Consider the following 26765-nt stretch of genomic DNA (forward strand, 5'->3'; position numbering starts at 1 on the left):
TCAACCCGCAACCGATTGGAGGTCTCATGACCGGGGTAAAGAACGGCGACACCGTGCGCATTCACTACACAGGCAAGCTGACGGATGGCACCGTTTTCGACAGTTCCGAAGGGCGCGACCCACTGGAGTTCACGGTCGGCACCGGCCAGGTGATCGCAGGCATGGATGCAGGGCTCGAAGGCATGAGCGCGGGTGAAAAGAAAACCCTGGAAATTCCCTGCACTGACGCTTACGGCCCGATCAACCCTGCCGCCCGGCAGGAAATCCCGCGTGAAGGCATCCCGGCGGATATCCCGCTGGACCTTGGTACTCAATTGCAGATGCAAAGCCCCGACGGCCAGGTGCTGCCGGTGACCGTCGTGGAAGTCAGCGATGAGACCGTGACTCTGGACGCCAACCACTTCCTGGCAGGCAAAGATCTGGTGTTCGATATTGAGCTGGTTTCGGTGAACTGAACCTGGGTCTTGCGTTGAGGCAGCGTTCTTGTACCCAGCGGCGGGTTGCCGGATGGCCGAAGAGCGGCCGGTGGCAATAAAAAACCAGCTGACCCACTGAAAATACAAAGGCGCCCCTGAGGGCGCCTTTTCTATTGATCAATCGTCTCGGATTATCAGAGGTGATCCGGCTGCGGCATTCCCAGGATGTGGAACCCGCCATCGACCCGGATGATCTCACCGGTGGTGCAGGCGCCGGCATCCGATGCCAGGTAAACTGCTGTGCCGCCGACCGCTTCCAGCGTCGCGTTGTCGCGCAGCGGCGCGTTCTGGGCAGTGTGCTTGAAGGTTTTGCGGGCACCGCCGATTGCGGCCCCAGCCAGGGTTTTCATCGGGCCGGGGGAGATCGCATTCACGCGGATGCCTTCCGGGCCCAGATCGTTGGCAAGGTAGCGGGTCGCCGATTCCAGCGCCGCCTTTGCCACACCCATCACGTTATAGTTTGGAACCACCTGGTTCGAACCCTGGTAGGTCAGGGTCAGCAGGGTGCCGCCGTTGTCTTTCATCAACGGATAGGCACGGCGTGCCACCTCGATGAAGGAATAGGCTGAGATATCCAGCGAATTCTTGAAGTTCGCCCGGCTCGTATCCAGGAAACGGCCGGTCAGCTCGTTCTTGTCTGAATAGGCAATTGCATGGACCACGAAGTCGATCGCGGGCCAGCGGCCCGCCAGCTGCTCAAACGCCGCGTCCAGCGAGGCATCATCAGTCACATCCACATCGACCATGAAATCCGAGCCGACGCTCTGCGCCAAAGGTTCCAGCCGCTTGCCAAAGGCCTCACCCTGGTAAGTGAACGCCAGCTCAGCTCCGGCCTCCGCCATGGCCTTGGCAATGCCCCAGGCGATGGATCGGTCATTGGCCACGCCCATAATCAGGCCGCGTTTGCCTGTCAGCAGTCCCGCCATCGTCTTCTATCCCTTGTACTTGCTCAAAACCATCGAACCGTTGGTGCCGCCAAAGCCGAAGCTGTTGGTCATCACCGAGTCGAGGCCAGCGTTTTCCACCAGGCTGGTGGCAATCTCACCCGGCAGGATGCCTTCGGCGAGGGTGTCGACATTGATCGACGGCGTAATGAAATCGTTGTCCAGCATCAGGAGACAGAAGATTGCCTCCAGCGCACCGGCCGCACCCTGCGCGTGGCCAGTCATTGATTTTGTCGAAGAAATCGGCGGCACATTGCCCTCGCCAAAGACACGGCGGGCAGCTTCGACTTCGCCGACATCGCCAACCGGGGTCGAGGTGCCGTGCGCGTTGATGTAATCCACCTTGCGGCCTTCGGGCAGAGTGGACAGCGCCAGGCGCATCGCCCGCTCGCCGCCTTCGCCGGACGGGGCGACCATATCATGCCCGTCGGAAGTCGCGGCAAAGCCGGTTACTTCGGCATAGATCTTGGCACCGCGGGCCAGCGCGTGCTCCAGGTCTTCCAGCACCACAATGCCGCCACCGCCGGAGATTACAAAACCGTCGCGATCCTGATCAAAGGCGCGGGAGGCTTTCTCCGGCTCGTCGTTCTTTTTGGAGGACATCGCGCCCATGGCGTCGAACAGGCAGCTGAGGGTCCAGTCCAGTTCCTCGCCGCCGCCTGCAAACATCACGTCCTGCTTGCCCATCATGATCTGCTCCGCCGCATTGCCGATGCAGTGCAGGGAGGTCGAGCAGGCCGAGGTTATGGAGTAGTTGATGCCCTTGATTTTGAAGGCCGTCGCCAGGTTGGCGGAAATCGTCGAGGACATGCATTTCGGCACAGCAAACGGACCGATCCGCTTGGTCGCGCCGGACTTCAGAACGGTTTGATGCGCCGTCAGCATGGCAGAAGTCGACGGCCCGCCGGAACCCGCCACCAGACCGGTGCGCTCGTTCACTACCTGGTCTTCAGACAGGCCCGCATCGGCAATCGCCTGGCTCATCGCGATATGGGCATAGGCAGCACCGGGGCCCATGAAACGCAGGGTGCGCTTGTCTACGTGCTCGGCGACGTCGATCTTCAGCGTGCCGGCCACTTGGCTGCGGAAGCCATGCTCAGCCATTTCCGGGCTGGCAACGATGCCGGATTTTCCGGCCTTCAAGGAAGCGGTGACCTCTTCAGCATTGTTCCCGATGGAGGAGACAATCCCCAAACCGGTGACGACGACACGGCGCATGTGCGTACTCCTGTTTCTGTGACTTATGTCCTACCGGAAAGCGTATCAGCTTTCAGACAGGGCCACTTTCATATCTTTGACTTGGTAGATCACCTCGCCGTCCGCTTCGACGATGCCGTCGGCGACGCCCATGGTCAGGCGGCGGGTTTGCACGGCCTTCGTGAAGTTCACTCTGTAGGTCAGCATCTTGCGGTCCGGACGCACCATGCCGGTGAGCTTCACTTCACCCACACCCAGCGCGTATCCGCGGCCCTGCCAGCCGCGCCAGCCCAGATTGAAGCCGGTCAGCTGCCAAAGGCCGTCCAGGCCTAGACAGCCGGGCATGATCGGGTTGCCGGGGAAGTGGCAGTCAAAGAACCAAAGGTCCGGGGTGATGTCGAATTCGGCAATCACATGGCCCTTTCCGTGCTCGCCGCCATCGCCGGAAATCTCGGTGATGCGGTCCATCATCAGCATCGGCGGTGCCGGCAGCTGGGCGTTGCCGGGTCCGAACAACTCGCCCCGCGCGCATTTCAGCAAATCGTCCTTGTCAAAGCTGCTGGGGTAATCGGCCATTCGGGCGCATCTCCTGCCTGAGGTTCGTGTATATATATCTGGATCCCTGTAACACCCGGCGAAAGGGTCCTGCAAGGGTACCACGCGTCACTTCCTGCAGTGATTGTGCCACAGAAGCCCCGGAAAAGGCTTGCCAGCTGCGAATGAATTTCATTTGAAAAACCCCGGGTGTTGCTCCTATATATACGGTCAGCAACGCGACGCAGGACCTGCTCATGACGCCAAACACCGAAGAAGTGGCCACACGCTGGCTGACAGATGCCGGGCTGAGACCGACCCGGCAGCGGGTCGCGCTTGCCGAATTGCTGGTAGGCGACGGAAAGCACCGCCATATCACTGCGGAAAGCCTGTTCGAGTCGGCCAAGAAAAACGGTGCCGCGGTGTCTTTGGCCACCGTCTACAACACGCTGCGCGCCTTCTGCGATGCCGGCGTGCTACAGGAAATCCCGCTGGACGGCTCCAAAAGCTATTTCGACACCAATACCCACGACCACCCCCATTTCTTCTGGGAGGATGAGGGCCGCGTCAGCGATGCCCCCGCGCAGGAACTGGTGATCCACAAGCTGCCGGAAGCACCGGAAGGGATGGAGATCGCCTCAGTCGATGTGGTGATCCGCCTGCGCAAGGTCTGAGCGGGGCGCGCTCAGCGCCTCTTTCAGAACGCCATGCGCCTGATATGCGGCGGAGGTCTCTGGCAGGTCAGCATGTGCAGCCAGAATCACCGGCTCTTCAGCTCTTGCATCGGTGACCCGTATTTCGCATAGGGTTTTGCCGTCATAGCTCATCCTGCCAGGCGGCAAGCTGTAGCTGATGCCCACTCCTTCGCCATTTGCCGCGAGACTGCGCAGCAGCTCCAGCGAATCCGCCCGGTGCGCAATCCGCGGCACCAGTCCGTGCGTTTTGAAAAGCCCCAGCATATGGTGCACTGACAGACCCTCCTGCGACAGCACCAGCGGGTGCTCCGCTAGCTCTGCTAGAGAAATGCCGCCGCAGCCGGCCAGCGGATGGTCCGGCGGCACCAGTGCATGCGGTGACAACCGGTCCAGCTCTGCCCGGCTGAAGCCTGCGTCCAGCCCCAAGTCATAGGTGATCGCCAGATCCGCTTCTCCATTGGACAGGGCATTTATCAGCGGCTCAAAACCGCATGCCCAGTGGCTGATCTCCACCTCTGGCATGGCAAGACGCAGGGCCTTCAGGGCGGGCGCCAGCAGGAAAGGGGCAAGGTCGGAAAAACAGAGCAGCATCAGCTTCTTTTGCCCGGCGCCCGCAGCTTTGGGATCCTCCAGAAGGGCAGCCTGTTCCAGCAGCGCCTGGGCTTTCTCGGCAAACAGTCTGCCCTGCGGCGTCATCGCCAGCGCCGCCCCGCGGCGGCGCAGGAACAGGGAAAGGCCCAGGTGGTCCTCGATCCGGCTCAGCGCTGCGGAAAGCGCAGGCTGACTGACATGCACGGCATCCGCCGCCGCCGACAAGCTGCCGTGCTGGGCCACGGCGCAGATGTATTCGTAGTGGCGCAAGGTAAGATATAACATGGGTCGAAGGGTATATTAGTAAGATATGATTTGAAACTATGCCCGTGCCGCGGCAGGAATGGCGCATCAGAATTGCATCATTCAGCAGCGGAGGCAGCAATGGTCCATCCCCTCATCACCCCGGAGCATATCGAACAATTTCAGCGTGATGGCGTTGTGCTGATCCGCGGACTGTTCGCAAACCAGGTTGACCTACTGCGTGCAGGTGTCGCCGCAAACATGGAAAACCCCGGGCCTTATGCCTCGAACAACGAAAAGGCGGGTCAGACCGGACGGTTCTTTGACGACTACTGCAACTGGACCCGCATTCCTGAGTTCCAGGAAGCCATCGAGCAGTCGCCCGTGGCCGAAGTCGCTGCCGACCTGATGAAATCCACTTCGGTGCAGATGTTCCATGACCATGTGCTGGTCAAGGAGCCGGGCACCTCCATGCCGACCCCTTGGCACCAGGATGGCCCTTACTACTTCGTTGAGGGCAAACAGACCATAAGCTTCTGGTCGCCGCTGGACGAGGTGAAGGACGCGACCCTGCGCTGTGTGGCCGGGTCCCACAAATGGGAGAAAGAAGTGCTGCCGACCCGCTGGGTGTCGGAGGAGGATTTCTTTCCGGACGAGGGCCAGTACATGCCGGTCCCGGATCCGGATGCCGAAGGCATGACCGTGCTGGAGTACCCGATGCAGCCCGGCGATGCGGTGGCCTTCAACTATAAGATCCTGCACGGCGCCCGCGGCAATACCTCCACGTCGCGCCGCCGCGCGTTCTCGCTGCGGCTGGTGGGCGACGATGCCCGCTATGTGGAGCGCCCGGGCCGCACCTCGCCGCCGTTTCCGGGTCACGATATGCAGCCCGGTCAGCGCCTGCGCCAGGACTGGTTCCCGATCCTGCTGCAGCGGTAAAGGGGAGGGGGGCTTCAGGCCTGAAGGCCTTCACCCCCCCCAGAGTATTTGAAAAAGATGAAAATCCGCCGGGGTTATGTCTTCAGGTCGCGGCGGATGCCCATGTTTTCGGCGTTTGAAAACGAACAAGTCTTGCAGATGCCGAACTGCTTGAGGAAGCCTCGCTTGCGTGCGCGCGCGGCCTCGTCAGAGCGGTAAGCGGCAAGAAAGCCATCCTTTTCCACATTGGGCAGCTGAATCACCTGATCGTAATCGATGCAGCACAGTCCCAGATCGCCGTTCCAGAACACCACCGACTGGAACAGCGGCACCGTGCACATGGCATGGCTGGTGTGGCGCGGGTGGCGGCGCAACTCCTTCTGACGCGGCAGGAAATGGGCAAACTCGCGTTTCTGGTCGGCAGAAGTGTAAGAGCCGATCGAGAAAGTTTTGAACCGGACCCGGTCAAAACCGGCCTCCTTGGCCCAGGCCTCCATTTCGTCCATCTGCGGTTCGGAATAGCTGGTCAGCAATGTCTGCAGCACGGTCACCGGAGACTTGGAGCCGATCTGTTTTTTAATGTTCAGGAATTCCTCAATGCTGGCCTTGACGTCATCAAAGTCGGAATTGACCCGGTAGGTCTCCTGCGCTTCTTTGGAAAACCCGTCCATGCAGAGGTTCACCCGGGCGAGGCCGGAACGGATCAGCCGCTCGCTCATCTCCGATGTCAAGCGGGTGGCGTTGGTCGACAGGTAAGTATCATGGCCGTTTTCATGGGCATAGGCGATAAAATCCGGCAGATCCTTGTGCAGGGTCGGCTCGCCCGAAAAACTGAAATAAATAGCAGGCTTTTCGCGCTGATCCTTGAAATCGTCGATGATCTTGCGGAACACATGCGGTTTCATCATGCCGCGCTTGCGCTTCATCGCAAACGTCACGGGGCAGACAGGGCAGCGCAGGTTGCAGCTGTTGGTGGCGTCAATGATGATGATCTTGGGCGGGCGCCGGAAATAGGCCAGGGGCAGGAACCGGGCCAGAAAATGCAATGCCCGCTCATGCAGCCCTGGCGGATTCTCTGGCAGGTCCGGCTGCGCAGAGGCCGGACTGAGGTCCGGAGCGGGGGTGAGATCTTGCATAGGGCTGTCTCCGATTTGTGCGTGCCGGAACAACCTTAATGGCCTCGGCCCGGGAGGCAAGTGCCTGACTGGTAACGCCGCGTGAGCAAATCGTGTGTCCTGGCCGAAATAATAGCGGTGGTCCGAGCGCGCGAGTGGGTTACACGCGGCACCCCTCAGGCTAAACAGGCCGGACGACAGCTTACCCCCCGGAAAAACTGTCATCCGGCCCCGCGTTCTCCGAGGCTGAAAAAAACCCCGGCACGCAGTGTCAGTATGATGTTAAACGGGCGGTTTTCCCTTCATCGCGCGCGCAACCATCGCGACAACGAAGAGGATCAGGAAAATGACGAACAGGATCTTTGCGATGCCGGCAGAGGCGCCCGCGATGCCGCCGAACCCGAGCAGCGCTGCGACCAATGCGATCACCAGAAATGTAAGTGCCCAACCAAGCATGTCGTTTCTCCTTTTCAACGGGGCTGCCGGAAGCAGCGGTTAGAACATCAACCCGCAGACACCGGTTTTGTTCCCAGACCGCTCGTCCGGGGGCATCAGATGCCCCATGATCATTCGCGTCGATACGGGCCTGGAGAGCACCGGCCACCGCAGCATCTGGGATTGCCTTTCCATTTCCCCCTCGGCTGTACTGCCCATCAGTACCAGCCTTCCACCGCGGCTGCGAACGGTCTGGTCAATCTTCAAGCGGGCTACAATTTCGGAGCCGCACTCCATGAAAGCCACTGCGATCCTGCGGTAGCGCGACAGGACCGGCAGCGCCGCTTCCTGGCCCCTGTGCACGCTGATCTCCGCAGCAGGATCAAAGTCCAATATGGCGTCGCAGATATCGCAGGTGACCAGATAGTTTCCGGACGCAATCAGGTAGACATGCGCGCCTTCGCGGTTCTGCCGCTCCATAGCTTCGCTCCCCCTAAGGCCTGAGATTTTGGAACTTTTTGGCCTCGCGCGCATTAAACTGTGACATAGAGCCGAAGGGGAAAGACGATGTCTGCGACCGCCTGCCAGAACTGCCCGCTGCGCAAACGTGCCATTTTCACGCCAATGTCGCGCGAGGAGGTCGCCTTCACTCAATCCTTTAAAACCGGTGAAATGGTGGTGGATGCAGGCACGACTATCCTGCTGGAAGGATCAAACAGCCCGCAGCTCTTTACTGTCCTCAAGGGCATGGGCACGCGCTACAAAACCTTGGAAAACGGCCGTCGGCAGGTAATCAATTTTCTGTTCCCGGGCGATTTTGCCGGTTTGCAGGCGGGGCTGATGGGCGAGATGAAGCATTCCGTCGAAGCCACGACCAGCATGACCCTCTGCGTGTTCCGCCGGTCGGCAATGTTTGAACTGTTTCAGCATCATCCGGAGCGCGCGTACGACCTGACGTGGATTGCGGCGGTAGAGGAGCATTTCCTTGGCGAGACCATTGCCTCGCTCGGCCAGCGCGATGCCCGGCAGCGCATCGCCTGGGCGCTTGTTCTGATCTATGAACGGCTTAAGGCTGTCGGGATGGAGGTCAAGAACGCAGTGCCGCTGCCCTACCGCCAGCAGGACTTGGCGGATGCGCTGGGGCTGTCCCTGGTGCACACAAACAAGATGCTGAAGGCCCTGCGTGATACCAAGCTGGCGGAATGGCAGAACGGGATGCTGAAGATCAGAAATATCCCGGCGCTCGCCGAAATGGCGCTGATCGAGGAATCCGCCCCTGATGTGCGGCCGCTTATCTGACGGGGCTTCAAGCCGCCTGCCTTCTCGTGTTTGCAATGGAGCAAGTGCAAAGCTCGACGTCTTGCAGGGAGGCCGCAACGATTTTCGGAAAATGTGCTCCCAGTGGATTGGAACAATTCCAGTGGCCGCGGGTTGGGTAGGTGATACCAGCAACAGAAAGGAGATGGCATGCTTTACTGGGCAATTGTCTTCCTGGCCGTTGCAATCATCGCCGGCATCTTCGGATTCAGCGGCATTGCCACGGCCTCCGCAGGGATCGCACAGATCTTGTTCTACATCTTCCTGCTGCTCTTCGCGGCAGCGTTGATCGTCCGGCTGTTTCGCGGCGCTTCCCGCTGACGGCGGTGCGCGGCCAAATGCAGAATTCCTGCATTCTCATTCCCGCCGGGCGGAACAATCCCGCCTCGCCTGCGTTCATCCAATTTAAGCGACCTGCAATAGAAAAGGAGTATCCCATGACTGGCGCACTGACCGCCGTACCAAGCCCCGACAAGGTTGAAACCGGTGTCAGGGACACCGGCCCGATTGCTGACGGCCTGGCGGACGTGCTCGCAGATACGTACCGTCTGGTTTTCAAGACCCACGCTTGCCACTGGAATGTGGAAGGCCCAGCCTTCTTCTCGATGCACAAGCTGACCGAAGAGCAATATGAAAACATGTTCTCCGCGGCCGATGACTTGGCAGAACGCATTCGTGCCCTGGGGCATCTGGCGCCATCCCGCATGGACGAAGTGCTGAACCGCTCCAAGATCGCGGATCCCAGCGGAGAGCTGAGCGCCGGTGAAATGGCGCAGGATCTGGCCGCAAGCCATGAGCGGATTGCACAGCGCATGCATGCCCTAGCAGAACTGGCAGGCCGCCGCCGCGACATCGTGACAGAGGATCTGGCAACGGCACGCTCTGCCTTTCATGAACAGGCCGCCTGGATGCTGCGCGCAATCGCCAAGTCATAGTCTTGAATTCTTCTGCGGCTGTGCGTGCACGGCTTAACAAAGCCCCCGGCTGCAATCGCGGCCGGGGGCTTTTGGCAAAGAACAGAAGAAAACCGGACCGCTGGGCGGTCCGGCCAGGACTTGGACGACTGGTGAGCGGCCTTCAGACTTTCAATGTTTCTGTGGAAGAAAAGAACATCGCCTGGCTGACGGCAGAACGGACTTGCTCTTCGGTGTAGGGTTTGGAAATCAGGAAGGCCGGTTCGGGGCCTTCCCCGGTCAGCAGGCGCTCGGGGTAGGCGGTGATGAAAATAACCGGGCGGTCGCCGTGTTTTTCCAGAATGCCGTTCACGGCGTCAATGCCGCTGGAATTGTCGGCCAGCTGGATATCAGAAAGCACAAGATCGGAGGGGGCGCCGGATGCCAGCTCCATTGCCTGAGCCTCGGTACGGGCGATGCCGGTGACACTATGGCCCATACCCGTAACAATCGCTTCCAGGTCCATGGCAATAACGGCCTCGTCCTCGATGATCATCACCCGGCCTGCAGTGGCGCGCGACATTTCCTCGTAAGCGATTGAAATCAGATCAGAGGCCTCATCTTCACTGACCCCCATAATAACACCGGTGCTGGCAGCACTGAATTCCTCGATGGTGTGCAGCAGCAGCGCCTCACGGGTGTTCGGTGTCAACTGGCGCAGATGCCTTTGCGCTTTGGCGGCAAGCCCGGTATCGGTCTCATCTTCGCCTGCCGGTGCCCCGGTGGAAGACCAGATTGCGTGAAAGACCCGGAATAAGGCTGCCTTGGGTGACAGGCTGCTGTCATATTCGGTTTCCCCTGCCAGGATCGCTTCCAGCGCCGCCATGGCATATTTATCGCCGCTGCTCTGGCTGCCGGTCAGCGCACGCGCATAGCGGCGCAGATAGGGCAGGTTGGCGCCAATCTGGCTGGCGATCAGTTCTCCCGATTGAGCGGTCATTGTGCGACGTTCCTTTTTTTACAATATATATGGAACTATACGCACCGTCGCGCGTTTGGTTCCAGAAACTGCGCAAAAAATTGATGGATCGCATGACACAGCCACAACGTGCCCGGCCCCGGAATGAGCAGGCCGACCGCGAAATCGACGAAAACCTCAAGCGGGCGTTCGAACAGGTCGCCAGTGAACCGGTGCCGGACCGCTTCACTGACCTGTTGAAACAACTGAAGGAAAAAGAGACACTGGAAAAGGTGAAGCAGTCAGAGGAGAGCACCTCGAATGACTGAGACACAGCCTGATCCCAGGGACGACCTGGTCAACCATCTGGGCGCCCTGCGCGCCTTTGCCATCAGCCTGACCCGCAACAGCGCCACTGCCGATGACCTGGTGCAGGACACGCTGGTCAAGGCCTGGACCAACATCGAGAAATTCGAAGCAGGTTCCAATATGCGCGCCTGGCTCTTTACGATCCTGCGCAACACCTTTTATTCGCTGCGCCGCAAGCGCAAGCGTGAGGTCGAGGATGCCGACGGGGCACTGTCCGGCGGTCTGGCGCAAAAACCCGATCACGACGGCCGGCTTCACATGCGCGATTTTCAGGCTGCATTCGCCCAACTGAACGATGAGCAGCGCGAGGCCCTGGTGCTGGTCGGCGCAGGTGGGTTTTCCTATGATGAGGCCGCCGAAATGTGCGGTGTCAAAACCGGCACCATAAAAAGCCGGGTGAACCGTGCCCGTGCCCGTCTGGCTGAGCTGATGGATCTGGACGAAGACGGTCAGATTGAGCTGACCGACACCGTGACAGCCGGAATTGTCGCGCAGCAGAGCGCCGCATGATTTCAATGCCGCGGTTGCAGGCAGGGGGGCTTCTGGTCCGGCTCGCAGCGCTGATGACTTTTGCGCTACTGCCGCTGGGTTTGATCGCTCTCTATCAGACCAATGCTGTTGTTGATGAGGCCACCCGGCTGTCGCATGCGTCGCTGCTCGACCAGACCGAACGGGCGGCATCCAGGGAACGCGAACTGCTGCAGCGTGCTGGCGGCGCTACAGAAGGGGTCGCGGCGGCTATACTTCCGGTTCTGGACGACCGCCGCGCCTGCAGCAGTCTTCTGCAAGCTTTCACGGAGGGCCCGAACCCGTTCACCTTCGCGGCATTCATCACGCCGGATGGCCGGATGATTTGCGCATCTGATGGTAAGGCTCGGGACGTGTCTGAACGGTGGATGTATCTGAAAGCCCGCCAGACAGCGCAATTGTCCTTTGCTTTGGGCCGCGACTTGTTGGGAGAGGGCGGCTCGTTTCTGCTGGCCACCAGCCCGGTGCAGCGCGACGGCATTTTGCTGGGCTATGTATCCATAGCCATCCCGCACAAGGTCTCCGCAGCCGGTTCCGGCAATAACTGGTCCGACCGGGGTATCCAGTATGTGACGGTCGACGGGCAGGGCGAAATTCTTTCATCCAGCGTGCCGGAACAGGAGGCGGCGCAAGTGCTGCCCGTTTCGGTACCGCGGCGGGACCTGCTGACGTTCACCGGGGAGACCTTTTTTGAGGATGACCGTTCGGGTAACGAAAGGTTCTTTGCTGTCAGTGAAATTCTTCCCGGCCAGGTTTCGGTGGTCGGAAGCTGGCCGGTGGAAAACGCCATGACCGCGGCCAGGAACCCGGCCTCCCTGATGACGATTGCTTTTCCGGTCTTGATGTGGCTTGCGGGCATTTCCGTGGCCATCCTTGGCCTGCAGCAAATGGTTATCCGCCATCTCAGCGCGCTGCGCCGCGCCATGCGCCGCTATGCTCTGGGGGAGCGTGAAGACCCCAGGCTGGAACTCTACAATCCGCCGCGGGAGTTTGAGGAAGCGGAACAATCCTTCAACAGGATGGTCGCCATCCTGAGCGAGGCAGAACGGCGGCGCGAGCTGGACCTGGAAGAAAAGACGATCCTGCTGCGCGAGGTGCACCACCGGGTCAAGAACAACCTTCAGCTGGTCGCCTCGATCATGAACATGCAGGGCCGCACCGCACAGACGCCAGAGGCCCGCCGGATGCTGTCGCAGTTGCAGCGCCGGGTCCGGGGGCTGGCCACCATACACCGCAGCCTGAACACCAACCCGGATATCACAACCGTTGACAGCCGCGACCTGATCCAGGAGCTGATCTCGGAAATCGGATCGATGAACGCTGGAACGGGGCAGGAGATTGTGATTGAAACCAACCTCGCGCCCGTCCCGCTGAGCCAGGATCAAGGTGTCACGCTTTCAATGCTGGTGTCGGAGGCGATGACCAACGCAGTCAAGTATCTGGGCGTGCCTGATGGCGGACGCCCTCGGATTGATGTCTGTCTGCGAGAAACAGCGCCGGATTGGCTAGAGCTTGAAATCACCAACACCAAGGGGCAGCCGCTGGCCGCGGAGGATGAAGTCCTTCAGGGCACCGGCATTGGCGCGCGGCTGATGATGGCTTTTGCGGCACAGCTTGACGGCATTGCAAGTACCGGCGAGACAGAGACGGCCTATACTTACCGGCTGGGCTTTCCAGTTGCCGTCGGAGCCGAGCCGCCAGCCGCAAAAGACAAAGAACAGGATCATGACGCAGAAGAACCCGCAGCATGATGACGCCAGCTGCCCGGAATTTTCAGTTCTGGTCACGGCCGAACAGGCCTGGCCGGCTTTTGAGGGGGCGGTGCTGGAAGCCAAGAATGAAATCAGCGCGAGCTTCCGGCTGTTCGATTTCACTACCAAGCTGCTAAGCCCGGACGCCAGGAAGACAGGCGAAACCTGGGCAGAACTGATCGCGGACGCTCTGCGCCGCGGCGTGCGCGTCCGCCTGGTGGTCAGCGACTTTGACCCGGTGATGGCGGCCCCGCTGCATGCGGCTGCGCAAAACACGCTTGCCCAGGCCAGGGAGATTGCCAGCGGACTTGCGCCGGAGGCAGCCGCGCGCCTGTCGGTGACCGCGGCTCTGCATCCGGCGCAGGCTGGCCTGCTGCCGCGGCTGGCTTTTTCGCCTTTCGTGATCCGCAAGCTTCGCAAACTTCCGCGGCGTCTCAGGCCTTCCGCCGCGAGCCGCAGTCTGCCGCAGCTCTTTCCTGTCTCTCATCATCAGAAGGTTGCGGTGATCGACCGTCAGGTTCTCTACATTGGCGGGCTGGATCAGAACCACCGCCGTTGGGACACCACCGCCCACGACCAGCCTGCGTTCAAAACATGGGCGGATGTGCAATTGCTGTTGCGCGGCCCCGAGGCTGAGGAAGCCGCTGAACATCTCGACAGCTTTCTGGAGGACATTGCCGGTCGCAGACTGCCGCCTGCACGCAAGCACATCCGCCGCACCTTGTCGGTTCCGCGCCGTGCAGGCTTCTGGACGCTGTCGCCAAAGACGGTTCTGCGCGAAATCGAGGAAGATCACCTGGCCGCTTTTGCCGCTGCCCGCCGCCTGATCTATCTGGAAACCCAGTTTTTGCGTTCCAGTGTCATTGCCCGCGGGCTGGCAGATGCTGCCCGCCGCAATCCCGAATTGTCGCTGATCCTCATTCTTCCCGGTCTGCCGGAAGATGTTGCCTTCGACGGCAATCAGGAACTTGATGCCCGCTATGGCATGGCTCTGCAGGCGGAGGCGCTTGAGACCGTGAGTTCAGCCTTCGGGTCCCGCGCATGTATCGCCAGCCCGGTGCAGCGCCGGATGGCTGCGCGGGATGCGCCGTCGACCCTGGCAGGCTCTCCGCTGATTTACGTGCACAGCAAGGCGCTCATCACCGACCGGGATTTTGCCCTGGTGGGGTCAGCCAATCTCAACGGGCGCTCTATGCGCTGGGATACCGAGGCAGCTTTGCGCATCACTGGCAGGGACCGGATCGGGCAGCTCTGGCAGGTGCTGGCCCGGCACTGGTGGCAGGAGGACTTGCCGGAGGAGGCATTGGATCCGGCCAGCGCTGCCGCCTGGTGGCAGCAGGAAATCCGCCGCAACCAGGTGCGCCGCCCCGAGGCCAGGCGCGGGCTGCTGGTCCCGCACCAGCCGGACAGGATGGCAGAACTGCAGCAGCCCCTGCCGGGTGCTACGGAAGACATTGTCTGACTGGCACTGTCTTCTGCCACGGGTGCCCAAGAGCTTTGCAAATAAGAGTTCATGCGCATGAAAAAGGCCCGGTGCAGCAATGCACCGGGCCTTCAGGACGGGAGGAAATTCCGTAAGCCTTATAGAGCTTCCTGCGATTCCTCGGTGATTTCGTTGCCAAGGTTCGACACATCCCTGCCGAAACCTTCTGCAGTCTCGCAGGCCGCCAGGCCCGCCATTGCAAGCATAGCTATCAGGATACGCATGTTGGCCTCCTTATTGCAGTTTCGAGGCCACATTGCCGGCAAATGCATCAATGACGGCATTGTAGAACAAGTCGCTGTCAACGGTCACGGCTGCGGGATCGGTGCCTTCAGGATAGTAGGCGTTCAGCTGGTCCGCGGACACGGTCAGGTCATAGCGCATATCCTTGGAGGCGTCGGCCATATCGATGTCCACATCGCCCTTCAGCACCCATTCGCCGACACCCAGTGCCTGCTCGAAATTGCTGGCCAGGGCCACCGAGTCGATCTCCACATGGATTTCTGCCGTGTCCTCAGCACCGGCTTCCGCGATCTGGCCCACCAGCTTCTCTGCCAGCGCGGTTTCCAGGTCGGTTTCGAGGCTGGTCCAGACTTTTGCAGCCGGATAGTTCTCAACCGCGCTCAGGTCAGCGGTCACGTCGATTTCGGAAACCATGGAACCAGCGGTGGCGGCGGTGGCCATGGCGGTAACAAGAGCAGTGGTGCGGATCAGATGTTTCATCGTCGATGTTCCTTTCCTGTTGTGTCCCTCTTGGGGATGCACCGACAGAACGCACCGAGCAGACGAAAGGTTCCTGCAAAATTCCGGCAAGCGGTCCGGCTACCCTTGGATAGGCGGATTTCCGCGAAAATCAGGCGCTTGGAACTCCAGACGGGCAGCCGCGTTGCCCCTGTAAACCGGAGCGCCAGTGAAAGGGACAAAATGACATCAGCGAAACAGCCTGTTGAACATGTGCTGAAGGAAACCAGCAACCTTGCGCGCAGAAACCGCGGCGGTATCACCGTCAGCCGGTTTGCTGAGGAACTGGGGCAGAGTTCGCTTCCGGCGGTGCTAGCCGTCCCGGCCATGGCTGTGGTTACGCCGCTCAGCGGGGTGCCGCTGTTCTCCTCCGCCTGCGGTGCGCTGATCTGCCTGATCTCGGCCCAAATGCTGATGGGGCGGCAGCACCTGTGGATCCCCGGCTGGTTGGGCCGCCGCAGGATCAAGGCTGATGCCGTGCGCAAAGGGGCGGCAGCCTTACGCGGAAGCGTGCGCTGGCTGGACCGTCATTCGGGCAAGCGGCTGGTATTGCTGACCCGCCAGCCCTTTCTTACGGTCATCCAGGCTGTATGCCTGATCTGCGGTGCCCTGATGCCCCTGTTGGAAATTGTCCCGTTTTCGTCGTCGGTGCTGGGCAGCATTGTCAGCCTCCTGGCAGTGGCCATGCTGACCCGCGACGGGCTGATTGCATTGCTCACGCTTTCTGCGCTCTTTGCCGCAGCCGCTGCGTTCGCGGCGGGACTTATTTGACTGCCATGCGCTGCAGCCAGACGCCAAAAGACCGGGCTCCATCGGGAACCCGGTCTTGCAGGCCGCTTGGCAATGACATTCCCCGGGGCGCCGGTACGAGGCAGGAAACCGGAACCAGGGAAGACAAACAAACGGCGGTGATCATGGCGGCCAGCAGGCTGCCACGAATCCCAGATCTTATCCCGGCTGGTAGTCCGGCAGGGATTCCAGTTGCTCGCGTGTCAGATGGGTAATGACACGCACATCGCTTGCGGTTTGCACGATCTCGATATCCCCCATCGAAAGTTCAACCGGCTTTTCGCCGATACCCAGAAACCCGCCCACATCGATGATCACCGCTTCGACGCCACCGTTGGTGTTCACCACAACCTGCGAGAGCTCGCCAATATGCTTGTCCTTGGCGTCATAGGCCGGGGCTCCGGTCAGCTCTGACGCAGTGACCTCATTCATGCCCAATGGCTCCATCGCAGGCCCGTCTGCGTCAGGGATCAGCGCCGAAAGGCCGCCCTCCGAAGCAGTGTCGCCGCTGAGCGGGCTGATTGCGGCTTCAGTACCTGTCTGCAGCGGCGCAAACTCAGCCTTGGCTTCGCCCATTGCGCCGCCTCCGGCGGTGGCGCCGGCTGTCGGCGTCTCAACCTGGGCACAACCCCCTGCATTGCCGGAAACGCCGCCGCCGGTGCCGGCAAAACCGGGAACCGCAGCAGCGGTGATCAGTGAAGCCGAAAGCATAAGGTATTTCATAAGTTGATCTCCTGGGTGTTCCGCACTTCAGCGCGTGCAATACAGCCTCCCAACCCGCGCCAACCGGAAAGGTTCCCGGAAACCCGGGATTTTCCAGAAAAACCGCAGGTATGAACTGCGGAGGAAACCGCTCCACCGTTGTATCTGCGGTCTCTGCGGCAACTTGCCTCTGGCAGCGCAGCAGGCACCGGCATAGGTGGCGGAGTGCCGCTCCCGGGTGCAAAATCGGGCCGGAAAACATGATTGTGTGATACGCTTTTTGATCCACGTCAAAGTTCTGGCACTTTGCTTCTGTGACAAGGGCGGCAGCACTGCCACAAAACGGAGAGAGTCCGTGAGCGATTCCAACCCGGCCCCCAGCCTCTATGCCGCCAGAGAGCCGATCTTCCCGCGGCGCGTGTCAGGCAAGTTCCGCAACCTGAAATGGTACATCATGGCGGTGACGCTGGGGATCTACTATCTGACCCCCTGGATCCGCTGGGACCGGGGTCCCTCGCTGCCGGACCAGGCGGTGCTTCTGGACCTGGCCAACCGCCGGTTTTATTTCTTCTGGATCGAAATCTGGCCGCATGAATTCTACTTTGTGGCGGGCCTTTTGATTATGGCCGGGCTTGGGCTGTTCCTGTTCACCTCGGCGCTGGGCCGGGTCTGGTGCGGTTACGCCTGCCCGCAGACGGTCTGGACCGACCTGTTCATCCTGGTGGAGCGATGGATTGAGGGCGACCGCAACGCCCGCCTGCGCCTGCACCGGCAGAAGAAGATGGATTTCCGCAAGGCACGCCTGCGTGTGACCAAATGGATCGCCTGGTTCCTGATCGGACTCGCCACCGGCGGCGCCTGGGTCTTCTATTTCGCTGATGCGCCGACGCTGGCCTATGATCTGGTGACGCTGAACGCGCATCCCATTGCCTATTCCACGATGCTGATCCTGACCGCGACCACCTTCCTGTTTGGCGGCTTCGCGCGCGAGCAGATCTGCATCTACGCTTGCCCCTGGCCGCGTATCCAGGCGGCAATGATGGATGAAGACACGCTGACCGTCGGCTACCGTGAATGGCGGGGCGAGCCACGCGGCAAGCTGAAGAAGGGCCAGGTGGCCGAAGGGCAGGGCGACTGCATCGACTGTATGGCCTGTGTAAACGTCTGCCCCGTGGGGATCGATATCCGCGACGGCCAGCAGATGGAATGTATCACTTGCGCGCTGTGTATCGACGCCTGCGACGACGTGATGGCCAAGATCGGCAAACCGCGCGGCCTGATCGACTATATGGCGCTGTCGGACGAAACGCTGGAGCGCGATGGCAAGCCGCCCAAGAATATCTGGAAGCACATCCTGCGCCCGCGCACCATCATGTATACCAGCCTGTGGTCGCTGGTGGGGGTGGGGCTACTGTTTGCCCTCTTCATCCGCTCCGATATCGAACTGACCGTCGCACCGGAACGCAATCCGACCTTTGTTACACTGTCGGATGGCTCGATCCGCAACACCTATGACGTGCGCCTTCGCAACAAGCACGGCGAGGACCGCGTGTTCAAACTGTCGATCAAGGGCGACCCGGCGATGCGCTTGCAATTGGAAGGCACCGTTTATCATTCGGTGAACGTGCCGACGGATACAGCGCTGCTGCAGCGGGTCTATATTGTCTCTGCCAAGGGCTCTGCACCGTCGCAGGCTTCCAGCACTCCGGTTCGCATCTGGGTCGAGGATCTGATAAACGGGGAACGGGCCCACAAGGACACCAGCTTTAACGGCAAGGGGAACTGAGCCATGGCCAAGCGCGAACGCGAATTTACCGGCAAACACGCCCTGATGCTGTTTGGCGGCGCCTTTGCGGTGATCATCGGGGTGAACATCATCCTGGCGGTCAATGCAGTGAAGACCTTTCCTGGGCTGGAGGTGAAGAATTCCTATGTCGCCAGCCAGGAGTTTGATCAGCGCCGCTCCGCACAGGAGGCGCTGGGCTGGTCGGTCTATGCATCCTCTCAGGGCGATCAGGTCAAGCTGGAGATCACCGACGCCGAGGGTGTCCCGGTCAAGGTCGCCAAACTGACAGCAACGCTCGGCCGCGCAACCCATGTGCAGGACGACCAGAAGCCGGAGTTCACCTTTGACGGCCAGGCCTATGTGGCGTCGGCTGATCTGGGCCCGGGCAACTGGAACATCCGTATGGTGGCCCGGGCCAAGGATGGCACCGAATTCACCCAGCGGGTGATCCTGCATGTGAAAGGCTGAACGCGATGACCGCGCAGCTCCGCCCCTCGCTGGCCGCTTGTCCCGCTTGTGTTGCCGCTCCGCATGGCGGGGCAGAACAGGCGCCTACCGAGGCACGGCTGGCGCTGTCCCTGCCAGGTATCCACTGTCAGGCCTGCATATCCACGGTGGAAAGGGAGCTCAACGCCCATCCGGGCATCCATTCAGCACGGGTGAATCTGACCCTGAAAAGGGCGCTGATCGAGGCGGATCCGGACGTGCGCGCCGCCGATCTGATCCCGGTGCTGGAGCAGGCCGGTTTCGAGGCGCATGAACTGGATCTGGCTGCGCTGGCGGCCACCCAGAACGACAAGGCCGGGCGGGATCTGCTGATGCGGCTGGCGGTGGCCTTCTTCGCCTCGATGAACGTAATGCTTCTGTCGATCTCGGTCTGGTCCGGGGCGTCTGACGCGACGCGGGACATGTTCCACTGGATTTCGGCTGCAATCACATTCCCTGCCATCATCTTCTCGGCCCAGCCCTTCTTTGCCAATGCCTGGACAGCGCTGCGGGTCGGGCGGCTGAATATGGATGTGCCGATTGTCCTAGCGCTGGTGCTGGCCCTGGTCACATCGCTATGGGAGACCTTCCTGTCAGGCGAGCACGCCTATTTCGATGCGGCGCTGACACTGACCTTTTTCCTGCTGGCGGGCCGATATCTGGATTACCGCACCCGTGCGGTGGCACGCTCGGCGGCAGAGGAACTGGCGGCTTTGGAAGTGCCCCGTGCCATCCGGCTGCTGGACGGTGACGAATACGAGGTGCCGGTTGCGGATCTGGCCATCGGCGACCTGATCCTGGTGCGCCCCGGCGGGCGGATGCCGGTGGATGGCGAGATCGTTTCCGGCCAGTCTGAACTCGACCGCTCGCTGCTGACGGGGGAAACCCTGCCGGTCTTTGCAGAACCGGGGCTGGCAGTCTCTGCAGGTGAAGTGAACCTGACCGGCCCGCTGACCATCCGCGCAACTGCAGTGGGTGAAGACACCTCGCTGCACCGCATGACTGATCTGGTGGCCATCGCGGAATCCGGCCGATCCCGCTACACGTCGCTGGCCGACAGTGCAGCAAAACTCTATGCGCCCGGTGTGCACATCCTGTCGGCGCTCGCCTTTGCGGGCTGGTATTTCTACACCTTCGACATCCGCACGGCGCTGAACATTGCCGCCGCGGTGCTGATCATCACCTGCCCCTGCGCGCTGGGTCTTGCAGTGCCAGCAGTGACAACTGCTGCCTCGGGTCGGCTGTTTAAGAAAGGCATGCTGATCAAGCACGCCACCGCGCTGGAGCGGCTGGCAGAAGTGGATACCGTGGTCTTTGACAAGACCGGCACGCTGACCGCCGGCACCCCGGAAGTCATCAACCTGGGCGACCATGCCCGCGCAGATCTCGAGATTGCCCTGGCACTGGCCGAAGGCTCCTCGCACCCGCTGTCAGCGGCCCTGTCCCGCGCGGCGCGCGAAGCCGGTATCAAACCCGCCAGTGTGCAGGCCATTACCGAGGTGCCGGGTTATGGCGCTGAAGGCATTTTCCGCGGCGCCCGCGTCCGTCTGGGCCGTGCGGCCTGGGTCGGGGCCGCGCAGGGCAGCCAGACGGCAGCCTGGCTGGATAGCGGAGCAGGGGAGGCCAAGCCATTTCTTTATACCGATGCTCTGCGCCCCGGCGCAGCAGAGGCGGTGGCAGCGTTGAAAGCGGCAGGCACGAATGTCTTGCTGATCTCTGGTGACACCACCGGCGCGGTTGAGGATCTGGCCGGTCGGCTCGGCATTTCCAAATGGGTGGCAGAGGCGCTGCCTGCGGACAAATCCGCCCGGGTGCAGTTGCTGGCCGATCAGGGTAAGAAAGTGCTGATGGTGGGCGATGGCCTCAACGACACCGCAGCGCTGGCAGCGGCGCATGTCTCCATCTCCCCGGCTTCTGCCCTGGACGCGGCGCGTGTCGCCTCTGACATCGTGCTGCTGGGGCAGGATCTTGAGCCGATTGCCGAGGCCTGCGGCGTGGCGCAGAAGGCCACCCGCCGCATTCGCGAGAACTTCCGCATTGCCACACTCTACAACGTGATTGCAGTGCCGCTGGCGATCGCCGGACTGGCAACGCCCTTGATTGCAGCGCTGGCAATGTCTACGTCCTCCATAACCGTTTCCCTCAACGCGCTGCGGCTGCGCTGAGCCCGCAACACTGGTGCCGAATTATGAGCGTCCTTGCCTATCTGATCCCGATTTCGCTGATCCTTGGTACGGTTGGGCTTGCAGCCTTTTTCTATACGGTGCGCAGCAACCAGTATGACGATCCCGAAGGCGACTCGCGCCGCATTCTCAATGATGAGTGGGACGACAAGCCCAAGCCCTGACCGGCGGCCAGCAGCCAAAGGCTCCCGCGTCCGCAGGTGCCTGCCGGAAGGAAACAGCTGGACACAAAAAAGGCGCCTCCGCAGGCGCCTTTGCTGTTTTCGGGTGTTGCGGCGATCAGGATGGACCGATCGGCTCGCACGTCACGTTGCGCGCGTTCAGGCGGCGGCAGGCCAGTTCCGCCTGCTCCTGGCTCATGCCCAGGAAATTGGCCTCGAACCCGCGGCGGGTCTTGGCCACCTTGCGCAGGGTGCCGTCCAGTGTTTCCAGCTCGGCCAGCGCGGTGCGCAGCAGCACCTTTTCGGCTTGGTAGCGGCTTGTATAGAGACCAACATTGACCCCCCAGTAGCGCCCGCCGGAGGTGGACAGGCGGGTCACGACGACAGGCTCCGGCTCAGGTGCTGCTCCGGTCAGGCTTGCCGGGCGGGCCACAGGGCGCAAGCCGGTGAAGGGCACCTTCTGCACGGCAGCGATGATGACCGGCTCCGCTGTCTCTTCTGCAGGCTGCGGTTCGGCTTCCGCTTCGGCGAGGGCCACAGCAATGCTCTCCCGCACTGCATCCCCCTGAACTATGCTATCAGCACTGACGGTCTGAACATTCTCAATCTGTTCCTGCTGGCTGTCTTCCGCCGGTCTTCCTGCCGTTTCGAAAGCTGTGCCCTCATCTGACTCGCCGGAGGCAGCTGTTGCAGCCGGAGCGGTATCCTCTTCTGGTTCGCTGACCGGTGTCTGGAGCGCTTCCTCAAGTGCGGCAACCAGTACCGGCGATTCGCTGGCGCCCGGGCGCGATTTGGGGCGCAGGCTCGTGTTCACCTGGCCGCTCACACGGAGGGTCTTGCCTGCCACCCCATGCGAGGGACCGTCATCTGCGTCGGCAACAACCACATTGCCCGCCCCCTGATAGGCCGGCCGCCGCGGCTTGCGCAGCGCCGCGCGCGAAGGCGCCCGGCGGAAGCCGAGGTCCAGCAGTTCCGCCACCTTGGCATTACGCGAGGCGGTTGACTTGCCGCCAAACACTGTGGCGATGATCCGTTCGCTGCCGCGCTTGGCCGAGGCCACCAGGTTGAAGCCGGCGGCGCGGGTATAGCCGGTCTTGATCCCGTCGGCGCCGCGGTAGGCGGCTAGCAGGCGGCGGTTGGTATTGGGAACCTCGCGGATGCCGGCATGGGTCGAGCGGCGGGAGAACAGGTTGTAATACTCCGGATAGTCATACAGCAGGTGCCGCCCCAGCGTGGTCATGTCGCTGGCGGTCGACAGATGCCCGCTGGCTGTCAGGCCATGAGCGTTCTTGAAGGTCGTGCGGCTCATCCCCAGCGCCTTGGCGGTGCGGTTCATCCGGCGGGCAAAGGCAGCCTCGGAACCGGACAGGGTCTCGCCGATAGCGGTGGCGGCGTCATTTGCGGATTTCACCGCCGCGGCGCGGATCAGATAGCGGAAGGCAATTTTCTGGCCGGACTTCAGTCCCAGTTTCGACGGCGGCTCGGCGGCGGCATTGCGGCTGATCCGGACCTTGGTGTCCAGCGTGATCTCGCCGTTCCGTACCGCCTCGAACGCGATGTAGAGCGTCATCATTTTGGTTAGCGACGCCGGGTGCAGCCGGGTGTCGGCATTGCGTGAATGCAATACTTCGCCGGTGCGGGCGTCGATGACCATCGCTGCATAGGGCGCAGCTGCGGCCCGCTGCGGCTGAAATGCCACCGAAAAAACTGCCAAAAGAAAGACCGCGGCTGCCCATAGGAACCGGGTACGGGAATACCGGCTGGACGCCGGACTTACCTGCGTGATCACTGCCATGTTTGCCTCGTGCCGCCGGTTTTCCGGCTGACGTTTTTGCCTGTGCTGAAAGCGTAACACAGGGTTTACGAGGAATAAACAGGTGCGAAAGCGCGCGGTTGGGCGCTTCGGCCAAGCAATGCCGACATCTTGTGTGCGGAAGGTTGCCAGCCGCTAGATGCGGCAAGTCCTAACGAAATGTTATCAAAAAAAGTTGCCTTTGCGGCCGGAAACAGCGGCCGGAGGCGCCCGCCGGGAGGGCCTTTGGCCAGTCTTTCCGGTCATCCACCGTGAAAATTGGTCACATAGAGCGGGGTTGAATAGCTGAGACCGAGGGAGAATTCGCAGGGCTGATGCAGCCGCGCCTTGATCCGGGATTCGAGGTCCGCCAGCAGTGCCCTGGAAAAGGCCTCATCCCGATGCGGCTTGGTCAGCAGGGCCACGCTGACAGTGATATGCGTGTGGCGGAACTGACCGGCAGGATAGGCGCGGCCTTTGCAGGCGCCCGCGCCGCTGTCGTGCTCCAGTATCACCGTTTCGATTTCGGCAAGAATGGCCTCTGCATCGACATCCAGATCGCTGGAGTACTTCAATTCTGCATGCGGCATGTATCCGGGGCTCCTTTGGCATTTGCCAAAGGGATAACGCCGCTCAGCCCAGGCTGTCCACCAGATCCGCCAGCCCGCCCAGATCGGCGATCTCCGTGTACCGCGGGCTGTGTTCCGGCGCCTCGGCGTGCTCGACCTCCCACACCAGCCCGTGCGGCACATAGGTGCCCCAGCCACCCGCCTCGATCACCGGCACCACATCGGACCGCATCGAATTGCCGACCATCATCGCGCGGTCCGGGCCATCGCCATGGCGGTTGAAGATGTCCACATAGACGTTTGGTGTCTTTTCCGAGACCACCTCGACCCCGTCAAACAACTCCCCCAGACCGGACTGCGCCAGCTTGCGCTCCTGATCCAGCAGGTCGCCCTTGGTGATCAGCACCACCTTGTACCGGCCTGCAACGGACTCCACCGCCTCCCGCGCATAGGGCAGCAGTTCGATCGGGTAGGACAGCATCATCTGTCCCGCGGTGATCAGTTCCTTGATGACAACTGCAGGCACCCGCTCGCCGGTCACTTCGATCGCGGTTTCAATCATCGACAAGGTGAACCCTTTCACCCCGTAACCATAGCGCCCCAGATTGCGCTTCTCGGCGTCCAGCAGCTGCCGTTCCAGCTGCTCCGGACCGACGTCCGCGGGGGTGTGATCCTGCAAAAGTTCAGTAAACCGTTCCTGCGTCACGCGGAAGAACCGTTCGTTGTGCCAGAGGGTATCATCGGCATCAAAACCGATTGTTGTCAAATTAGGTGTCAATCTGCCGGTCTCAGTCTCTTTTCCTCTACGCTATAGACGCTATATAAGCGTCACAGTTAATTCCACGTATCACTGGATCAAATTGCCTATGCCGCTGCTGCCGACAATGATGACCGATCATTCTGACGACGACACGGAATCCGGCGTTCTGACCAAGACGCGGCCCAAGACCAAGCGCCCGCCGCGCTACAAGGTGCTGCTGCTGAATGACGACTACACCCCGATGGAATTCGTGGTAATGGTGCTGGAACGCTTCTTTGGCATGACTCACGCGCAGGCGTTTGAGATCATGCTGACTGTGCACAAGAAGGGCGTTGCCGTGGTCGGGGTATTCAGCCATGAGGTGGCGGAAACCAAGGTGGGCCAGGTGATGGATTTCGCCCGCCGCCACCAGCACCCGCTGCAGTGCACCATGGAAAAAGAAGAATAAAGAGGCCTTTAGATGTCCGTACGCTTGTCCCTGGCCGCCCAATCGGGCGGCTTTGCTGTGCCTGCCGGGGGCCGCATTGCCGTGTTCCACCCGCGCAGCGAACACGATCTGTCGGTGCTGCCCAAGGAGCAGGTTCTGGTCATCCAGCCGCTCCGCCCGGACCATGATCATTTCGCAAGGCAAGGCTACGCCTGCGCTCCCGCGCTGGAAGCCGGCGCAGAATATGCCGCCGCCGTCGTCTTCCTGCCGCGGGCCAAGGCGCTGGCCCGGATGCTGGTGGCACAGGCCGCTGCGGTCACCGCGGGGCAGGTGCTGATCGACGGGGCCAAGACCGAAGGCATTGATTCGGTGCTGAAGGACCTGCGCAAGCGCTGCACGCCCTCTGCACCGGTGTCCAAGGCGCACGGCAAGGTGTTCTGGATCGAGGGCAGCACCGGTCTGTCCGATTGGCTGCCCGATGGCCCGCAACAGGTTGAGGGGTTCATCACTGCCCCGGGCGTGTTTTCGGCGGATGGCATCGACCCGGCCTCCCGGATGCTGGCGGCGGCACTGCCGCAAAAACTGGGCCGCTGTGTGGCAGACCTTGGCGCCGGCTGGGGCTATCTCTCGGCGCAGGTGCTGAAACATGAGGGCGTCGAAGACCTGCATCTGGTTGAGGCCGACCATGCCGCACTGGCCTGCGCCCGCCTGAATGCAGCGGATCCGCGGTCGCATTTCCACTGGGCGGATGCCCGGACATGGAAGGCGCCGGGGGTAGTGAACACGGTGGTGATGAATCCGCCGTTCCACAGCGGCCGCGCAGCCGAACCCGCGCTCGGGCAGGCTTTCATCGCTTCGGCGGCCTCCATGCTTGCCGCCAGCGGCAGCCTGTGGATGGTCGCCAACCGGCACCTGCCGTATGAGGCCGCGCTGGCGGAAAAGTTCGCCCAGGTGCGCGAGGAGGGCGGAGACAACCGCTTCAAGATCCTGCATGCGGCCAGGCCGAAGCGCGGGCGCAAGTAACCGCGCGCGCGGCGCAATGGCGGTTTCCAAACCGGCAGGCGCGGTCTAACGTGCGGGCCAAATGCCATAGGGGAGCACCCTTTCATGTCCTTTTCCATTTCCGGAAAGACTGCCATCGTGACCGGCGCCGCCAGCGGCATCGGACTGGCGATCGGCAAGCAGTTCGCCGATGCCGGCGCCAATGTGATGTTTGCCGACATGCACGAAGCCCAGCTGGTTGATGAGCTGGGAGAGCAGGCCGACGAAAGCAATATCCGCTATTTTGCCGGCGACCTGCGCGAGCGGCTGACCATTGCCAACCTGCTGTCGGCCACCATCGACGCCTTTGACGAAATCGACATTCTGGTCAACGGCGCGCGGCAGGTGGTGGCGACCGACGCATTGGACCCTCAGGACGAGACACTGGATCAGCTCCTGAACCAAAGCCTGCTGCCGTCGGTGCGCTTGTCCCAGCAGGTTGCCAAGCGGATGATCAGGCGGGGCGAAGAGCGTGAGGACGGCGACGGCCCGCTCGGCACCATTATCAACCTGTCATCGATTGCGGCCCGCCGCACCCACCCGGAACTAATGGCCTATTCGGTGGCCTCTGCCGCGCTGGACCAGGTCACGCGATCCTTGGCGGTGGCGCTGGCGCCGCACCGGATCCGGGTCAATTCGATTGCCTTCGGATCGGTGATGAGCGCTTCGATGCAGGAAACCCTCAAGGAAAACCGCAGCTTCCGCCAGGACATCGAGGCGCATACGCCGCTGGGCCGGGTGGCCTCTCCGACGGAACTGACAGAGACGGCCCAGTATTTGGCTTCTGACGCCTCAGGGTTCATGACCGGGCAGGTGCTCACGCTGGATGGCGGCCGCACCCTGCTGGATCCGGTCTCCGCACCGATGCACTGATTGGACTG

At 61.6% G+C, this 26765-nt stretch carries 32 protein-coding genes; 18 read left to right on the forward strand and 14 right to left on the reverse strand.

Features of this window, described 5'->3' with window-relative positions; genetic code table 11:
* Nucleotides 1–26 precede the first annotated feature (26 nt).
* Complete coding sequence (locus tag RA26_RS06405) at nucleotides 27–455, forward strand: FKBP-type peptidyl-prolyl cis-trans isomerase (protein ID WP_039181507.1); 429 nt, start codon at nucleotides 27–29, stop codon at nucleotides 453–455.
* 155 nt (nucleotides 456–610) lie between these two features.
* Here RA26_RS06405 and RA26_RS06410 read toward each other — a convergent pair whose 3' ends face one another.
* Genes RA26_RS06410 through fabA form a run of 3 tightly spaced genes read right to left on the reverse strand, consistent with a single transcriptional unit; the run spans nucleotide 611 to nucleotide 3193 of the window.
* Nucleotides 611–1402 (reverse strand): enoyl-ACP reductase FabI, encoded by a 792-nt coding sequence (locus tag RA26_RS06410; RefSeq protein ID WP_019297191.1) that lies wholly within the window; start codon nucleotides 1400–1402, stop codon nucleotides 611–613.
* A 6-nt stretch (nucleotides 1403–1408) separates the two neighbouring features.
* Nucleotides 1409–2638 carry a beta-ketoacyl-ACP synthase I gene (gene fabB / locus RA26_RS06415; RefSeq protein ID WP_039181510.1) on the reverse strand — a complete coding sequence of 410 codons (1230 nt, stop codon included), beginning with the start codon at nucleotides 2636–2638 and terminating at the stop codon, nucleotides 1409–1411.
* Between the two features lie 45 nt (nucleotides 2639–2683).
* Complete coding sequence (gene fabA, locus RA26_RS06420; RefSeq protein ID WP_039158860.1) at nucleotides 2684–3193, reverse strand: bifunctional 3-hydroxydecanoyl-ACP dehydratase/trans-2-decenoyl-ACP isomerase; 510 nt, start codon at nucleotides 3191–3193, stop codon at nucleotides 2684–2686.
* A gap of 215 nt (nucleotides 3194–3408) precedes the next feature.
* On the opposite strand from fabA, the gene irrA reads away from it, so the two are divergent.
* Nucleotides 3409–3825, forward strand: coding sequence for an iron response transcriptional regulator IrrA (irrA, locus tag RA26_RS06425; RefSeq protein ID WP_019297188.1), 417 nt, complete (start codon nucleotides 3409–3411; stop codon nucleotides 3823–3825).
* Here the strand turns inward: irrA and RA26_RS06430 are convergent.
* Complete coding sequence (locus RA26_RS06430; protein WP_039181512.1) at nucleotides 3790–4722, reverse strand: LysR family transcriptional regulator; 933 nt, start codon at nucleotides 4720–4722, stop codon at nucleotides 3790–3792. The genes irrA and RA26_RS06430 overlap by 36 nt on opposite strands.
* 99 nt (nucleotides 4723–4821) lie before the next feature.
* Here RA26_RS06430 and RA26_RS06435 point away from each other — a divergent pair, with 99 nt between their 5' ends.
* A complete protein-coding gene (locus RA26_RS06435) occupies nucleotides 4822–5619 on the forward strand; it encodes a phytanoyl-CoA dioxygenase family protein (RefSeq protein WP_039181515.1) in 798 nt (265 codons plus the stop codon).
* Between the two features lie 74 nt (nucleotides 5620–5693).
* Here RA26_RS06435 and RA26_RS06440 read toward each other — a convergent pair whose 3' ends face one another.
* The 3 genes from RA26_RS06440 to RA26_RS06450 form a co-directional block, all read right to left on the reverse strand.
* The gene (locus RA26_RS06440; protein WP_039181518.1) at nucleotides 5694–6734 is read right to left on the reverse strand and encodes a radical SAM/SPASM domain-containing protein; all 1041 of its coding nucleotides are present in this window, start codon (nucleotides 6732–6734) and stop codon (nucleotides 5694–5696) included.
* A gap of 261 nt (nucleotides 6735–6995) precedes the next feature.
* Nucleotides 6996–7169, reverse strand: a complete 174-nt coding sequence (locus RA26_RS22345; protein WP_039181521.1) for a DUF1328 domain-containing protein — start codon at nucleotides 7167–7169, stop codon at nucleotides 6996–6998.
* Nucleotides 7170–7208: 39 nt separating this feature from the next.
* Nucleotides 7209–7628, reverse strand: a complete 420-nt coding sequence (locus RA26_RS06450) for a hypothetical protein (RefSeq protein WP_039181524.1) — start codon at nucleotides 7626–7628, stop codon at nucleotides 7209–7211.
* 87 nt (nucleotides 7629–7715) lie between these two features.
* Here RA26_RS06450 and RA26_RS06455 point away from each other — a divergent pair, with 87 nt between their 5' ends.
* From RA26_RS06455 to RA26_RS06465, 3 genes are all read left to right on the forward strand, one after another.
* Nucleotides 7716–8447 (forward strand): Crp/Fnr family transcriptional regulator, encoded by a 732-nt coding sequence (locus RA26_RS06455; protein ID WP_039181527.1) that lies wholly within the window; start codon nucleotides 7716–7718, stop codon nucleotides 8445–8447.
* 168 nt (nucleotides 8448–8615) lie between these two features.
* Nucleotides 8616–8786, forward strand: coding sequence for a DUF1328 domain-containing protein (locus tag RA26_RS22350; protein WP_039181530.1), 171 nt, complete (start codon nucleotides 8616–8618; stop codon nucleotides 8784–8786).
* A 116-nt stretch (nucleotides 8787–8902) separates the two neighbouring features.
* Entirely contained in the window at nucleotides 8903–9400 is a 498-nt protein-coding gene (locus RA26_RS06465; RefSeq protein ID WP_039181534.1) for a Dps family protein, read from the forward strand.
* Between the two features lie 142 nt (nucleotides 9401–9542).
* Here the strand turns inward: RA26_RS06465 and RA26_RS06470 are convergent, their stop codons facing one another.
* Nucleotides 9543–10358: a response regulator gene (locus tag RA26_RS06470; RefSeq protein WP_039181537.1), complete on the reverse strand. Its 816-nt coding sequence runs from the start codon at nucleotides 10356–10358 to the stop codon at nucleotides 9543–9545.
* A 29-nt stretch (nucleotides 10359–10387) separates the two neighbouring features.
* Here RA26_RS06470 and RA26_RS06475 point away from each other — a divergent pair, with 29 nt between their 5' ends.
* From RA26_RS06475 to RA26_RS06490, 4 genes are read left to right on the forward strand one after another with little or no spacing between them, the layout of a single operon-like run.
* Nucleotides 10388–10645, forward strand: coding sequence for a NepR family anti-sigma factor (locus tag RA26_RS06475; protein ID WP_241482598.1), 258 nt, complete (start codon nucleotides 10388–10390; stop codon nucleotides 10643–10645).
* Nucleotides 10638–11195 carry an RNA polymerase sigma factor gene (locus tag RA26_RS06480; RefSeq protein ID WP_039181540.1) on the forward strand — a complete coding sequence of 186 codons (558 nt, stop codon included), beginning with the start codon at nucleotides 10638–10640 and terminating at the stop codon, nucleotides 11193–11195. The genes RA26_RS06475 and RA26_RS06480 overlap by 8 nt, the downstream gene beginning before the upstream one ends.
* Nucleotides 11196–11248: 53 nt before the next feature.
* Nucleotides 11249–12964: a sensor histidine kinase gene (locus tag RA26_RS06485; RefSeq protein WP_082015782.1), complete on the forward strand. Its 1716-nt coding sequence runs from the start codon at nucleotides 11249–11251 to the stop codon at nucleotides 12962–12964.
* Nucleotides 12939–14426, forward strand: a complete 1488-nt coding sequence (locus RA26_RS06490) for a phospholipase D-like domain-containing protein (protein WP_039181543.1) — start codon at nucleotides 12939–12941, stop codon at nucleotides 14424–14426. The genes RA26_RS06485 and RA26_RS06490 overlap by 26 nt, the downstream gene beginning before the upstream one ends.
* A gap of 119 nt (nucleotides 14427–14545) precedes the next feature.
* On the opposite strand, the gene RA26_RS06495 is transcribed toward RA26_RS06490, so the two are convergent.
* Both RA26_RS06495 and RA26_RS06500 read right to left on the reverse strand, forming a co-directional pair.
* The gene (locus tag RA26_RS06495; protein ID WP_039181546.1) at nucleotides 14546–14671 is read right to left on the reverse strand and encodes an entericidin A/B family lipoprotein; all 126 of its coding nucleotides are present in this window, start codon (nucleotides 14669–14671) and stop codon (nucleotides 14546–14548) included.
* Nucleotides 14672–14681: 10 nt separating this feature from the next.
* A complete protein-coding gene (locus RA26_RS06500; protein WP_039181550.1) occupies nucleotides 14682–15170 on the reverse strand; it encodes a hypothetical protein in 489 nt (162 codons plus the stop codon).
* Between the two features lie 201 nt (nucleotides 15171–15371).
* Between RA26_RS06500 and RA26_RS06505 the strand changes: the two genes are divergently transcribed.
* A complete protein-coding gene (locus tag RA26_RS06505) occupies nucleotides 15372–15959 on the forward strand; it encodes an exopolysaccharide biosynthesis protein (protein ID WP_039181554.1) in 588 nt (195 codons plus the stop codon).
* A gap of 177 nt (nucleotides 15960–16136) precedes the next feature.
* On the opposite strand, the gene RA26_RS22055 is transcribed toward RA26_RS06505, so the two are convergent.
* Complete coding sequence (locus RA26_RS22055) at nucleotides 16137–16700, reverse strand: PRC-barrel domain-containing protein (RefSeq protein WP_052272331.1); 564 nt, start codon at nucleotides 16698–16700, stop codon at nucleotides 16137–16139.
* A gap of 334 nt (nucleotides 16701–17034) precedes the next feature.
* Here RA26_RS22055 and ccoG point away from each other — a divergent pair, with 334 nt between their 5' ends.
* The 4 genes from ccoG to ccoS are packed head-to-tail and all read left to right on the forward strand — an operon-like array spanning nucleotide 17035 to nucleotide 21298.
* The gene (ccoG, locus tag RA26_RS06515) at nucleotides 17035–18465 is read left to right on the forward strand and encodes a cytochrome c oxidase accessory protein CcoG (RefSeq protein ID WP_039181557.1); all 1431 of its coding nucleotides are present in this window, start codon (nucleotides 17035–17037) and stop codon (nucleotides 18463–18465) included.
* 3 nt (nucleotides 18466–18468) lie between these two features.
* Nucleotides 18469–18933 (forward strand): FixH family protein, encoded by a 465-nt coding sequence (locus RA26_RS06520; protein WP_039181560.1) that lies wholly within the window; start codon nucleotides 18469–18471, stop codon nucleotides 18931–18933.
* Nucleotides 18934–18938: 5 nt separating this feature from the next.
* Nucleotides 18939–21116 (forward strand): heavy metal translocating P-type ATPase, encoded by a 2178-nt coding sequence (locus RA26_RS06525; RefSeq protein WP_039181562.1) that lies wholly within the window; start codon nucleotides 18939–18941, stop codon nucleotides 21114–21116.
* 23 nt (nucleotides 21117–21139) lie between these two features.
* Entirely contained in the window at nucleotides 21140–21298 is a 159-nt protein-coding gene (gene ccoS / locus RA26_RS06530; protein WP_039181565.1) for a cbb3-type cytochrome oxidase assembly protein CcoS, read from the forward strand.
* A gap of 115 nt (nucleotides 21299–21413) precedes the next feature.
* Here the strand turns inward: ccoS and RA26_RS06535 are convergent, their stop codons facing one another.
* From RA26_RS06535 to RA26_RS06545, 3 genes are all read right to left on the reverse strand, one after another.
* Nucleotides 21414–23090 (reverse strand): D-alanyl-D-alanine carboxypeptidase family protein, encoded by a 1677-nt coding sequence (locus RA26_RS06535; RefSeq protein WP_039181566.1) that lies wholly within the window; start codon nucleotides 23088–23090, stop codon nucleotides 21414–21416.
* A 260-nt stretch (nucleotides 23091–23350) separates the two neighbouring features.
* Nucleotides 23351–23677, reverse strand: a complete 327-nt coding sequence (locus RA26_RS06540) for a hypothetical protein (protein ID WP_039181570.1) — start codon at nucleotides 23675–23677, stop codon at nucleotides 23351–23353.
* A 43-nt stretch (nucleotides 23678–23720) separates the two neighbouring features.
* Nucleotides 23721–24434 carry an HAD family hydrolase gene (locus RA26_RS06545; RefSeq protein WP_039181573.1) on the reverse strand — a complete coding sequence of 238 codons (714 nt, stop codon included), beginning with the start codon at nucleotides 24432–24434 and terminating at the stop codon, nucleotides 23721–23723.
* Nucleotides 24435–24540: 106 nt separating this feature from the next.
* Here RA26_RS06545 and clpS point away from each other — a divergent pair, with 106 nt between their 5' ends.
* From clpS to RA26_RS06560, 3 genes are all read left to right on the forward strand, one after another.
* Complete coding sequence (gene clpS, locus RA26_RS06550) at nucleotides 24541–24864, forward strand: ATP-dependent Clp protease adapter ClpS (protein WP_036762377.1); 324 nt, start codon at nucleotides 24541–24543, stop codon at nucleotides 24862–24864.
* A 12-nt stretch (nucleotides 24865–24876) separates the two neighbouring features.
* Nucleotides 24877–25866, forward strand: coding sequence for a methyltransferase (locus RA26_RS06555; protein ID WP_039181576.1), 990 nt, complete (start codon nucleotides 24877–24879; stop codon nucleotides 25864–25866).
* An 84-nt stretch (nucleotides 25867–25950) separates the two neighbouring features.
* A complete protein-coding gene (locus RA26_RS06560) occupies nucleotides 25951–26757 on the forward strand; it encodes an SDR family NAD(P)-dependent oxidoreductase (protein WP_039181578.1) in 807 nt (268 codons plus the stop codon).
* Nucleotides 26758–26765: the final 8 nt, after the last annotated feature.

It is taken from the genome of Leisingera sp. ANG-M7 (genome assembly GCF_000813965.1).
In the GTDB taxonomy this organism is placed as follows: domain Bacteria; phylum Pseudomonadota; class Alphaproteobacteria; order Rhodobacterales; family Rhodobacteraceae; genus Leisingera.